The following is a 12,042-nucleotide window of genomic DNA, read 5'->3' as shown; positions in this document are numbered from 1 at the left end:
GAATATGCAAAATCATCAATTGGCAGACTCATCATGGGGTGAGAAACTGCGCGCTTCGTTTGGAATGACCATCATTGCTCTAGGCTTATGCGGCTTTGTATATAGTGCTGCTGCAACCAGCTTAGGACAAATGCTCTTTCCAAAACAAGCCAACGGCAGCTTGATTGTCGAAAATAATCAAGTGATCGGTTCACGCTTAGTGGCACAGCCTTTTGCCCAAGTTCAATATTTCCATCCGCGTCCATCTGCCGCAAATTATGATCCTATGGCGATGGCCGGATGCAACATGGCGAGAACCAATCCTGAACTGCAGAAAGCCATAGAGGAACGGCTGAATCGAATCGCAGCGAAGGAACAGATTGAAAAATCTAAAATTCCTGCGGATCTGGTCACCGCTTCAGGCAGCGGCATCGACCCTGAAATTAGCGTGCAATCAGCCATGATTCAAGTGAAGCGGATTGCCCATGCACGGCATATGCCTGAACAGAATGTCGAAAAACTGATTCAGTCGCATACGGTTCAGCCGATTTTTGGGATTTTAGGGCAGGCACGTGTCAATGTGCTTGAATTGAATTTGGCTTTGGATCGGGGCGGGAAGTGATATGAATGGCTTGATGATTAAAATATAGTGATTGAAAGCTATTGAATAATCTGAATTAAGTTATATACGATTGTTGGGCGAGGGGATGTTCTATACCTCCGCCCAACGGTGGCATCCATATTGCCCAGCAATAGCCAAGCTGACTTTAGACGCATTTAAATGAATTTAAAAACATCTTTTAAAGCAATAAATAAAGATTACTTCTATGACTGATCCACGAACCAATAAAGCCGATGTTTTGCTGCAACATACACAGCGTTATCAGTCTGGGCGGCTGACGATTTTTTTAGGCGCAGCTCCGGGCGTGGGAAAGACCTTTGCCATGCTGGTTCGTGCGCATGAACTGGCGCTGCAGGGTATTAATATCGTCATTGGCTATGTAGAAACGCATGGCCGTAGAGAAACTGAAAATTTAATTTCTGGTTTAGATATAATTCCGCGCAAGGCTATTGAATATCAAGGGCAGCATCTGGAGGAAATGAATCTAGATGCCGTTTTGGATAAAAAGCCCAGTATTGTTTTGGTGGATGAATTTGCCCACACTAATATGCCCGGCAGCCGTCATGAAAAACGCTGGCAAGACATCAATGAATTATTAGATGCTGGTATTGATGTTTTTACCACCATGAACATTCAGCATTTGGAAAGTTTGAATGATGTGGTATATCAAATCACTGGGATTCGTGTCACTGAAACCGTGCCAGACCGGGTGTTCGAACGGATTAGAGATATCCGCTTAATTGATTTGCCTGTGAATGAGCTGTTTGAGCGCTTAAACCAAGGGAAGGTTTATGTGCCTGAGCAGGCGGAACAGGCCTTACAGCGATTTTTCAACAGCTCCAACTTAACGGCACTGCGTGAACTGGCAATGCAAACCGTTGCCAATTATGTTGATAATGATGTACGCGAAAATTTCGCCATTCAAGGGCTTGCTCAAATCCCCTTAAAAAATCATGTCTTAATTATGATTGATGGCAAAGGGCATTCTGAAGCTTTAGTTCGGACTGGATGCCGTATTGCCGAGCATCGTGCGGCAAACTGGACGGTTGTTGCTTTTTCTCATGATACGCAAATCATGAATAAACAGGAAAACTCGCAAAGCCGTGAAATAGAACGGGCTTTAAACTTAACGCGTCAAATGGGCGGAATGACAGAAGTCCTTTACGGCCAGCAACATGCTAAAACTTTATTTGATTATGTGATGGACCGCGGCATTTCAACCTTAGTTTTAGCGCAAGCGGCTCCGCAAAAGTTTTCGCTGAATTTAAGGCTCAATTTGATTGATCAATTACTGCAATACCGGCCCAGTTTTGAACTCAGTATTGTGCCGATTATTGCAGAGAATAAGCATCTGTCCTTTTTCACTCAAAGGGCATTCTTGTCGCTAAGAGAAATACAGTACGTACTAGCCACCACAGTCATCAGCATTGTGATTGCAAGCTTAGGGGAAAAGTATTTAGGGATTGAAGATCTTTCGGTGATTTTTATCACCGCTGTGGTTTTTGTGGCATCAAAAACACGGATGCTGGCTGCAGCTTTTTCAGCCATCCTATTCTTTCTAGCTTATAATTTTTTCTTTATTTCCCCGCAATTTACATTTCAGATTTCTGCACATCAGGGGATTGTCACCGTGATTGCATTTTTGGGCGCGGCTTTAATTTCGAGCCGATTAGCGTCACGTTTGAAAGAGCAGGTGACTGCACTCAAAACGGCGAACAGTTATAACAGCATTATGCAGGATTTAGGGCAGAAGCTGTCCACAGCATTAGATTTGGCACAAATCAAGGAGATTGCTGAACATAGCCTGAGTAAAAATCTCAATGCAGATGTCTGGCTGTATTTCCCAGATACTGCAGCAACTCAAGCATCATCCACTATCATCATGAGTAATAAAGAAAAAATTTCAGCCGATTGGACATTCAAAAACCATCAACCGTCCGGTCGCTTTACCCAAACCTTGACGGAAAATGAGTGGTGGTTTTTGCCCTTATTGGCTTCCAAGCAATGCTTAGGCGTGGTGGGGTTGAAACTTAAAGATGTGCAAGCAGTAATCAATACGGAGCAAAAACAGCTCGCTGAACTCATGGTAGAGTATCTTGCGCAGGCGATTTTCCGCACCCAGCTGACCAAGGCTTTGGAAATAGCCAATGTGAATTCTGAAACGGAAAAATTGCGCTCGGCATTATTATCATCCGTATCGCACGATTTACGCTCGCCTTTGGCGTCGATGATTGGAGCAGCGGATACTTTGAGCACTTACCGCCATTCCATGAATAAAAATGATCAGGACAGCTTGCTGGAAGCGATTCATTTAGAGGGAGAGCGTTTAGACCGCTATATTCAAAACCTACTGGATATGACCCGTTTAGGCCATGAAGGCTTAAGCTTGAAGCGGGACTGGATTGGAGTTGATGAACTGATCGGTTCAGCAGTGCGCCGTTTAAACCGTTATATGCCAGATGCATTGGTTGAAGTGCATGCGCCTCAAGAATCTTTGAGTTTATTTGTACATGCCGCCTTGATTGAACAGGCCATTTTTAATGTGCTGGAAAATGCCGCAAAATTTTCACCAGAGAATAAAGCTGTGATGATTGAGGTGCAGCAGGTGAATGAAAATGAGATCGAAATTGCCATAACTGATAAGGGGCAGGGTATCCCGGAAGGTGAGCGGGAACGCATTTTTGACATGTTTTATACCATGCAGCGCGGTGACCGCGGGCAATATGGTACAGGCTTGGGCTTGACGATTGTGAAAGCGATTGTGGGTGCGCATATGGGGAAAATCATGGCATCATCAGGCAAGAACAATCAAGGAACATGTATCCGCATACAGCTTCCTATTCAGCAAATTACTTAAAGCATCTAGCAGCTTTTAGGTGGGAAAATGCCAGAACAGAATGAATCAGCCAGCTCCATGACCAATGTCTTGATTATTGATGACGAAAATCAGATTCGAAAATTCTTGGATATAGCACTCAGAGCGCAAGGCTATAAAACGCTTTTGGCTGAAAATGGCCAAAAGGGTTTGGAACTCCTAGCTTTGCAAGGCGCGGATTTAGTGATCCTCGATTTGGGTTTGCCAGATTTGGATGGTTATGAGGTTTTGTCTGAGCTTCGCACATGGTCGCACGTTCCAGTGATAGTGCTGTCTGTGCGGGCAAATGAAGAAGAAAAAGTGAAGCTTCTGGATGCTGGCGCAAATGATTATGTGACCAAGCCGTTTAGTGTTCAGGAGCTGATGGCGCGCATTCGTGTACTGCTTAGGCAGCATCAGCATAGTACTGTTTATACGACAATTTTTGATGATGGCGTATTAAAAATCGATTTTTCCAAACGGCAGGTTTTTTTAAATCAACAATTGCTCTCCTTAACGCGCAAAGAATATCAGCTGCTGAATTTATTGGCGAAAAATAAAGGCCAATTGATTACCCAGCCGCAAATACTGAAAGAGCTGTGGGGGCCAACGCACCAAGAAGATACGCATTATTTAAGGATTCTGGTTGCTAAATTAAGAGTGAAGTTAAATGATAATGCTGTGCAGCCTAAATATATTATTACTGAACCGGGAGTGGGTTTGCGATTTTTGAAGATTTATTAATATTAAATATGTCATTTATTTTACATGAGTAATTAGACCTCTTTCATAAATCATTTTTTGCTCAGTTCCAAGTTGTAGATTCCAGCGATTAAATTGAATCTCAAACCAAGCCTTTTACCTCTATTTCGATAACACTCAGCAAGGATTTTGAAGGTTTTCAGGCTGCCAAATACATGCTCAATTCCGATTCTTCTTTTATTGATTTCTTGATTATAGATTTTCAATTCAGGATCCAATTTACAGTGTCTTTTGGCTTTTAATGGCAACAGGCTATTCGGATACAACACATAAATCCCCTGATAGCCTTTATCTGCAAGGATAAAAGCCCCAAAAGGAATCTGGTTTAAATTGCGTTTGAACAACTCGAAATCATGCACTGCACCGCGACTGGTACATAAACTCAGAATTTGCTGAGTTTTGTAGTGAATCATGGCCTGTACTTTAAAGGTATGGGTCTTTTTCTTGCCGCTATAGCTTTTCTTCTGTTTTTTTAGGCCTTTGGATTGGAATTTCCGTGGCATCCACGATCACAACATTCCAGTCGATGCCTTTGCCCTCGGGTAAATCTTTGGGTAAATTAAACAGATTGGACCGAATCAGGCAGTCTTCAACATGACGGACAATTCTTGAGGCTGTGGGCTCTGAAACCCCGTAACTCGTCGCAACGTGAAATAAGGTTCGGTATTCCCGCCAATAGCTCAGACAGAGCAGAACCTGATCCTCCAGGCTTAACTTGGGCGGTCTGCCTTTGGCAGAGACATGCTTCTGCAATTGCTCAACCATCAAATAGAAAGTTGACCATGAGATGCCTGTGTATTGCTTGAACTGAGGATCAGAAAGCTTGTTTGAATCGATGTATTTCATCCGCAGATTATGCACGAATGCTAAGAAATCCGGAGTGCAAATATTAACCAAAAAGAAGATCGTTTTTTGATTTATGAAAAAAATCTATTGTTATTTTTATGTTTTAACTTATTTTAAATTAGCTTTTTCGTGGTTTTAATAGTTTAAAAAATAATCATATTAGTTGGGTGCTTTTTTACGGTTTATTTACGTTACATTCGGTAGAACTTGTTTTATTTTGATCATTGTTAATATTTAACAGGACAAAATAATGAGTAATTTACTCATGGCTAGACATAATATAGCTGACGAAGAAGCGGTCCCTGAATCCATGCCATCTGCGCGTCAATGCTGCGATATTGAAGATATTCTATTTTCAGAAGAAATCGAAAACTATCTGCAGCGCTATCCCAATACCCGTCATGTTGAGATTTGCCTGCACGATCTGAATGGTCATGTCCGCGGCAAGCGCATAGATATTGTCGGTCTAAAAAATATTGCACAAGGCTGTTATTTCCCAATGTCTATTTATGCCATGAGTCTTGATGGAGAAGTGATTGAAGAATCGGGTTTAGGAAAATCGATCGGTGAGCCGGATTATTTATGTAAACCTATATTGGGAAGCCTGCAGCCCTGCGCTTTAAATCCAGAGTCCAATGCACAGTTATTCCTAACCATGAAAGATGACAATCATCAAGATTGCGAAGTTGAACCGCGCAATATTTTAAAAAAAAGTTTAAGAGCGCTGCATGATCAAAACTTTTATCCTTGCATGGCCGCAGAATTGGAGTTTTATTTATTTGACAGCAATGAAAAATCTGGCTCCAATCAGATTTATTTAAATCAATGTTTTGATGTGAATGTGCAAGATAAATATCAAGACGTTCTGGATGAAATTGAACGGATTGCCCTTTTGCAGGGGATTCAGATTACAGGCTTAGTCTCGGAATCATCTTCCGGGCAATACGAAATTAATATTCAGCATAGCGGTGATATTTTGAAGCTATGCGATCAGATCATGATGCTAAAGCGCACCATTAAGCAAGTCGCTGTAGAACATGGGTTACATGCAAGCTTTTTGGCTAAGCCTGATCTGAATAAAGCGGGCAGCGGCATGCACTTTCACATGAGTTTGTTAAATCAAGACCAGCAGAATATTTTCAGCATGAAGCAGAATCCTTTACCGTCACGGCAATTATTAAAGGCGATCAGCGGGCTGATAGTCTTGCTGCCGCCGTCGATGGCCGTGCTTGCTCCGAATGTAAACTCATTCCGCCGGTTTAAAGCTGGAAACCATGTGCCCTTAGAAGCTAATTGGGGCGTGAATAACCGCAATGTGGCCATTCGCATACCATGTTCGGACAATGAAAATCAACGCTTGGAATATCGTGTTGCAGGTGCGGATTGCAATCCTTATTTAACTGCAGCCCTGATTTTGATCGGCACACTGCATGGGTTGACACAGAATCTGGAAATTCCACAGCAAGCCACTCAGATAAAAAATAAACATCAGCCGCACTTTTTAAGTACGAATCAGCTAGATGCTTTAACATTTTTTCACCGGAATACTGTTTTGCAAAAATATCTCGGCAAAAGATTTATGGAATTATGGTGTGCAGTTAAACGTGCTGAGCATCAGTATATGTACAGCCAAATTACTTTGATCGAACAACATTGGGATATTTAACTGCTTAAAAATGTATAACACGATAAATAATGAAGATGATGCTAGAAATCAGAAGCTCAATGAAGAATTATATTTGAAGTATAGTTTACAGGAAATTGATTCTGACATTTTAGTAAAGAAATACCAGTATGCGTCAAAAAGTATGAAAAAAATAATTCATACTATTTTTAAAGAAAGAGGTTTTAATCGAAGTGAGATAGATCATATATTGAAATCACTCAAGTAAAATAATTATGCCAATAGTATTGCTGATACTATTGGCATTTAACTTTTAAAAAGATTTAGTCAGGGTGAATACTGCTTCAGTTTTTACCCCTTTTTTATTTTGACTTGTAAAGTCTTTGGTTTTTAAATTACTACCAACCGCTGCTAATTCTGCATTTATTCCCATTGGGTTATAGCGGTAAGTTGCACCAATTTTCCAATCAAAAAAATGGTCTTTTGCTTCAGAACCATAAATGTCCTGATTTGCTTTGGAATAACCTAAGCTAACATTTGTGCCAAAATTAGTTTGAGCAATCGGTGTAGCATATAAGACATTAAAATACCAATTTGAGATATCTTTACCTATACTGTCACTGGCAGCTTTGCCGCCATAGTTATAGGTATAGCTTATGCTTGGTGTAAAGCTATCGTTCTGATGCAGCAACGCATTAAAGATCATTTTGAAATAGTATTCATTATAATTTAAATCGCTGTTGCCGATGTAATTGTAGCGCAGCATGCCAAGATCAACTGCAGGATGGATTGAACCTAGCGCGATTGGCGCTGTATAGCCGATCTGGGGATCCAGTTCTAAATTTACTTCGTCATCAAAATCAACATTCGATGCAAATGCAGCAAGATAAAATCCTGAAGCATGGCTTAAAACAAAGTTTCCCTGCAAGGCCGGATCATTCTGGGTTTGCGTTTGGCCGCGCCAGCGGTAGTCGCTGGCCAATGATACATTACCTGAAAAGCTTAAAGCGGGAGAGCTTTCATCTCCAGTAGCAAAAGCATAACTTGAATAGAGCGGTATAAGACTAAAAAGTAGATGGTATAATTTTTTCATAACACTTTAAATTAGTAGTCATTGAAGCAATGTATGTTATGGTTTAATTTATTGATATATAATAAAATTATCGTAAATTTTGCGTAAAATAAGTATAAAATTTAAGATGAATATTTTTTAAAGTAATAAAAATCAGTATTCATATTGTCTAAAAGACGTTTGCATATGAACTTTAATAAGCTAGATGAATTTGACCCCTTTGTTTTTAGAACTACAGGCTTTAACAGTATTCGGACTTTGGCTGCACGGCTGAGTTATTACCATATGGCATTAAATAGTTTGCTGTCTTGCTTACCATTGCAACTCACTTTAAGAGGGAAAAGCACCACACAAAGCTATCGTCAACCGGTGTATTACGTGGATCTGACTTTAAGAGATGGGATTAGCTTGAATGAGGCGATTATTCAGGCGAAGCAAATTGATGAACAGAGCAAGCAGGCGGGGTTTTATCAGGAAGCTTTAGACTTTACCGCAAGGAAGGGTTTTGCCAATGCACGGTTTGAAACGGATATAGAGGAAGGGTTAGAGGTGCTGGAGGAATACTACCCTTAACAAGAACAAAACCGTACGGTGGAGCAACAAGCTTCGCATGAAGGGTTTGTGCAGGATATTCAGCAGGGGTTGCAGCAATCAGTCAGACCCGTCAACTAATCGGTTGGTTGGAAAAGAGCAGCTTTCTAGGTTGCTCTTTTTTACGACAGTATTAGTCGTGGGAGTCGTCAAAGTACTATTTTAGCTATAGTTATCCCGTTAAAATAACAAGACTTAATTAATCTCTATTTTTTTTGTTAAGTGCATGACTTTTAATAGGTCGTAGATATGCTAACTTAGCAACATTGTTTAACATTAAGTATAAAACCAAAGCGGTTGATCTTGGATTGAGGAAATAAAATGCATTCATTGGAACAAAAATTTCTAAATGACTTAGATGACAAGCTTTGGAAAGCCGCCGATAAATTACGCAGCAGTCTAGATGCAGCCAACTATAAGCATATTGTTCTCGGGCTGATTTTCTTAAAGTACGTTTCAGATGCTTTTGATGAACGGCAATCTGAACTCAAAGAATTGTTTGCACAAAAAGACGACCACAACATCTATTACATGCCGCGTGATCAGTACGACAGCGAAGAAGAATACCAACAGGCTATTGCTGATGAACTAGAAATACTGGATTACTACCAAGAAAAAAACGTATTTTGGGTGCCCAAAGCAGCACGTTGGTTAAGTATCCGCAATGCAGCAGCTTTACCAATTGGCTCAATCATTTGGCAGGATGAGCAAGGACAGGACGTGAAGTTACGCTCTGTATCTTGGTTGATTGATAATGCTTTTGATGAAATTGAAAAAGCCAATCCAAAACTAAAAGGTATTCTGAATCGTATTGGACAGTACCAACTGGACAATGACAAGTTACTTGATCTGATCAATACTTTTTCTGATACCAGTTTTACTAATCCAGAATATAACGGTGAGCAACTCAGTCTGCACAGTAAAGATATCCTCGGGCACGTCTACGAATACTTTTTGGGACAGTTTGCCTTGGCTGAAGGCAAGCAAGGTGGGCAGTACTACACGCCTAAAAGTATCGTCACCTTAATTGTTGAAATGTTGCAGCCTTATAAAGGGCGAGTATATGACCCGGCAATGGGTTCAGGCGGATTCTTTGTATCCAGTGAAAAGTTCATTGAACAACATGCACAGGAAAAGCGTTACAAAGCATCAGAGCAGAAAAAGCATATTTCTATTTATGGTCAGGAGAGCAATCCGACCACATGGAAACTGGCAGCTATGAACATGGCGATTCGCGGGATTGATTTTAATTTCGGTAAGAAAAACGCTGACAGCTTTCTAGATGATCAGCATCCAGACTTACGCGCCGACTTTGTCATGGCCAACCCACCTTTTAATATCAAGGATTGGTGGCATGCTTCGCTAGAAAGTGATGTACGTTGGAAATACGGTACACCGCCACAAGGTAATGCCAACTTTGCTTGGATGCAGCACATGTTACATCATCTGTCACCAACAGGCAGCATGGCACTTTTACTTGCCAATGGTTCGATGAGTTCCAATACCAACAATGAAGGCGAGATTCGTAAAAACTTGATCGAAGCTGATCTGGTGGAATGTATTGTCGCGTTACCGGGACAACTGTTTACCAACACGCAAATTCCAGCTTGTATTTGGTTCTTGACCAAAGATAAAAAGAACGGCTTATCCTTGGATAAAAAGAAAGCCAACCGTGAAGGCAAGACGCTGTTTATCGATGCTCGTAATTTGGGCTATATGAAAGATCGCGTACTGCGTGACTTTACCGATGCCGATATTGCCAAAATCACCCAGACCTTGCACGCATGGCAGCAGGGCGAGAACTTTGAGGGTGAAAAGTATCAAGATGAGAAAGGGTTCTGTTTCTCTGCTGAGCTCAAAGATATACAAAAGCACGACTACGTACTGACTCCGGGGCGTTATGTGGGTGCAGTCGAGCAGGAAGATGATGGCGAGCCATTCGCTGAGAAAATGCTGCGTTTGACCGCTCAGCTCAAAGAACAATTTGCTGAAAGTGCTGTCTTGGAAAGTGAGATTAAAAAGAATCTAAAGGGCTTGGGTTATGAGTTCTGATCATCCTTTATTGCAAGAAATTCAGAAGGGTGAAAGTCAAAACCTTGAATTTAAAGAGCAGTTACCGAAAGGGCAACAGGTCGCAAAGACCCTGATTGCTTTTGCCAATACTAGTGGTGGTAAATTGGTAGTGGGTGTAAGTGATGATCGCCAACTCGTAGGTATTCAAGATGATATTTTTGAGCTACAAGACCAGATCACATCGATGATCAATGAGCTGTGTGCGCCTAATATTCTGCCTTACATTTATATCGAGAATATCCAAGGCATTGAGTTGCTGGTGATTGAAGTCAGCCGTGGTTCATTATTGCCTTATTATCTCAAGCCGCAAGGCAAGGCACAGGGGACGTATATTCGTTTAGGTGCAAGCAATCGTGTGGCATCGCCTGAATACATTCAGCAGCTTGAATTGCAACGTCTGAACCAGACTTTTGATGAGCAGCCGAATCCGCAATACAGTTTAGATAACATCGATTTACAGCCTTTACAGCAAGCCTTTGCTGAGGTGGGTAAAGAATTGTCTTTGCAGAAAATGCGTAATCTCAAATTGATCATTCAGCAGAATGGACAGGATTACCCAAGTCATGGGCTGCTCATTTTGTTGGGGCTTTATGAGCAGGTTGAGATTAAATGTAGCCGCTTTAAAGGCACGACCATGACAGTATTTTTGGATAAAAAAGAATACCGTGGAGACTTATTTAGTCAGTTGAAGCAAACAGAGCAATTCATCAAAAATCATTTGCATCTACGCGCAGAAATTTTAGGCTTGCAGCGTACAGAAAGTTATGAAATCCCCATTCCTGCAATTCGTGAAGCCTTGGTGAATGCAGTGCTGCACCGTGATTATAGTAATGCAGGGCGTGATATTAAGGTTGGCATTTATGATGACATCCTGAATATTGTATCGCCGGGTGGTTTGCCCAATGGTCTGACTGAAGAGGATTTGGCACAAGGTCGTTCAGAGATCCGTAACCGTGTCTTGGCCCGTGTGTTTAAAGAGCTGGGTTATATCGAGCAGTGGGGCAGTGGTATTGCGCGGATCAAAGATCTTTGTTTGCAGGCAGGCAATGTCGAACCTCAACTGAAAGCCCAAGGAGATTTTGTCGATTGGGAGTTTTACCGTCCTTCGACTGAGCAAGCAGGTGGCTCAATCGGTGGCTCAATAGGTGGCTCAATTCAAGAAAGTATACTGACAGATCGGCAAAAAGAAATTTTAGTTTTAATTCAACAGAACCCGAAAGTTTCCTATCGTGCTATGGCAGAGCAGCTTGGTATTAATGAGTCAGCAGTGAAAAAGCATTTGAATAACTTAAAAGATATTGGTTGGCTTGAGCGTATGGGTGGAACTCGTGGCTCTTGGGTGATTAAGAAAGAATTTGGGGGTGATGTGTGAGTTTTGAATTAACAACTTTGGGAGAATATATTTCAGTACAAGGTGGTTATGCTTATAAGAGCCAACAATTTATTCAAAGCTCTACATATCCCGTATTAAAAATAAAAAATATTCGAACAGGTTATATAGATTTTAATGACTGTGCTTATATTGATAAAAAGGTAGCGGATGAAACTGAACGCTATATTGTCAATGAGGGTGATATATTAATATCTCTGACGGGTTCTGGACCAAATGCACCACAATC

Annotated in this window: 10 protein-coding genes and 2 pseudogenes; 9 read left to right on the top strand and 3 right to left on the bottom strand. The window is 41.2% G+C overall.

Translation table 11 applies throughout. The annotated features are described in order from the left end of the window. Nucleotides 1–4 precede the first annotated feature (4 nt). The 3 genes from kdpC (at nucleotide 5) to GGG_RS0113335 (ending at nucleotide 4,199) form a co-directional block, all read left to right on the top strand. Nucleotides 5–601, top strand: coding sequence for a potassium-transporting ATPase subunit KdpC (gene kdpC, locus GGG_RS0113345; RefSeq protein ID WP_010115592.1), 597 nt, complete (start codon nucleotides 5–7; stop codon nucleotides 599–601). Nucleotides 602–806: 205 nt separating this feature from the next. After that, on the top strand, nucleotides 807–3,458 hold the full coding sequence (locus tag GGG_RS0113340) for a sensor histidine kinase KdpD (RefSeq protein WP_010115590.1): 2,652 nt from the start codon (nucleotides 807–809) through the stop codon (nucleotides 3,456–3,458). Between the two features lie 27 nt (nucleotides 3,459–3,485). Continuing rightward, nucleotides 3,486–4,199, top strand: a complete 714-nt coding sequence (locus GGG_RS0113335; protein ID WP_010115588.1) for a response regulator — start codon at nucleotides 3,486–3,488, stop codon at nucleotides 4,197–4,199. A gap of 50 nt (nucleotides 4,200–4,249) precedes the next feature. On the opposite strand, the gene GGG_RS0113330 is transcribed toward GGG_RS0113335, so the two are convergent. Further along, entirely contained in the window at nucleotides 4,250–4,720 is a 471-nt protein-coding gene (locus GGG_RS0113330) for an IS5/IS1182 family transposase (RefSeq protein WP_029574584.1), read from the bottom strand. Further along, complete coding sequence (locus GGG_RS0113325; protein ID WP_010115585.1) at nucleotides 4,668–5,063, bottom strand: transposase family protein; 396 nt, start codon at nucleotides 5,061–5,063, stop codon at nucleotides 4,668–4,670. Before GGG_RS0113325 ends, GGG_RS0113330 begins: the two co-directional genes overlap by 53 nt. Before the next feature lie 250 nt (nucleotides 5,064–5,313). On the opposite strand from GGG_RS0113325, the gene GGG_RS0113320 reads away from it, so the two are divergent. Further along, nucleotides 5,314–6,729: a glutamine synthetase family protein gene (locus GGG_RS0113320; RefSeq protein ID WP_004733098.1), complete on the top strand. Its 1,416-nt coding sequence runs from the start codon at nucleotides 5,314–5,316 to the stop codon at nucleotides 6,727–6,729. Nucleotides 6,730–6,739: 10 nt separating this feature from the next. Continuing rightward, a complete protein-coding gene (locus GGG_RS21580) occupies nucleotides 6,740–6,955 on the top strand; it encodes a hypothetical protein (RefSeq protein WP_004692350.1) in 216 nt (71 codons plus the stop codon). Between the two features lie 45 nt (nucleotides 6,956–7,000). Here GGG_RS21580 and GGG_RS0113310 read toward each other — a convergent pair whose 3' ends face one another. Continuing rightward, nucleotides 7,001–7,780, bottom strand: a complete 780-nt coding sequence (locus GGG_RS0113310; RefSeq protein ID WP_010115581.1) for a TorF family putative porin — start codon at nucleotides 7,778–7,780, stop codon at nucleotides 7,001–7,003. 156 nt (nucleotides 7,781–7,936) lie between these two features. Here GGG_RS0113310 and GGG_RS19800 point away from each other — a divergent pair. The 4 genes and pseudogenes from GGG_RS19800 to GGG_RS19795 all read left to right on the top strand — a co-directional run. Next, nucleotides 7,937–8,431, top strand: a pseudogene (locus GGG_RS19800) (hypothetical protein); the annotation flags it as partial. Between the two features lie 240 nt (nucleotides 8,432–8,671). Then, the gene (locus GGG_RS0113300; protein WP_010115577.1) at nucleotides 8,672–10,402 is read left to right on the top strand and encodes a class I SAM-dependent DNA methyltransferase; all 1,731 of its coding nucleotides are present in this window, start codon (nucleotides 8,672–8,674) and stop codon (nucleotides 10,400–10,402) included. Further along, nucleotides 10,392–11,795, top strand: coding sequence for a helix-turn-helix domain-containing protein (locus GGG_RS0113295; protein WP_010115575.1), 1,404 nt, complete (start codon nucleotides 10,392–10,394; stop codon nucleotides 11,793–11,795). Before GGG_RS0113300 ends, GGG_RS0113295 begins: the two co-directional genes overlap by 11 nt. Then, nucleotides 11,792–12,042 (top strand): annotated as a pseudogene (locus GGG_RS19795) (restriction endonuclease subunit S); the annotation flags it as partial. The gene GGG_RS0113295 and the pseudogene GGG_RS19795, both read left to right, overlap by 4 nt.

This window comes from Acinetobacter sp. P8-3-8 (assembly GCF_000214135.1).
Lineage (GTDB): Bacteria > Pseudomonadota > Gammaproteobacteria > Pseudomonadales > Moraxellaceae > Acinetobacter.
Note: the sequence above shows the minus strand (reverse complement) of the source record. Positions and strands in the feature narration are given on the sequence as shown.

Bases quoted from the DNA above. Each gene is read 5' to 3' on its own strand.
- kdpC (WP_010115592.1), top strand. From the start codon at position 5: ATGCAAAATCATCAATTGGCAGACTCATCATGGGGTGAGAAACTGCGC.
- GGG_RS0113340 (WP_010115590.1), top strand. From the start codon at position 807: ATGACTGATCCACGAACCAATAAAGCCGATGTTTTGCTGCAACATACA.
- GGG_RS0113335 (WP_010115588.1), top strand. From the start codon at position 3,486: ATGCCAGAACAGAATGAATCAGCCAGCTCCATGACCAATGTCTTGATT.
- GGG_RS0113330 (WP_029574584.1), bottom strand. From the start codon at position 4,720: ATGCCACGGAAATTCCAATCCAAAGGCCTAAAAAAACAGAAGAAAAGC.
- GGG_RS0113325 (WP_010115585.1), bottom strand. From the start codon at position 5,063: ATGAAATACATCGATTCAAACAAGCTTTCTGATCCTCAGTTCAAGCAA.
- GGG_RS0113320 (WP_004733098.1), top strand. From the start codon at position 5,314: ATGAGTAATTTACTCATGGCTAGACATAATATAGCTGACGAAGAAGCG.
- GGG_RS21580 (WP_004692350.1), top strand. From the start codon at position 6,740: ATGTATAACACGATAAATAATGAAGATGATGCTAGAAATCAGAAGCTC.
- GGG_RS0113310 (WP_010115581.1), bottom strand. From the start codon at position 7,780: ATGAAAAAATTATACCATCTACTTTTTAGTCTTATACCGCTCTATTCA.
- GGG_RS0113300 (WP_010115577.1), top strand. From the start codon at position 8,672: ATGCATTCATTGGAACAAAAATTTCTAAATGACTTAGATGACAAGCTT.
- GGG_RS0113295 (WP_010115575.1), top strand. From the start codon at position 10,392: ATGAGTTCTGATCATCCTTTATTGCAAGAAATTCAGAAGGGTGAAAGT.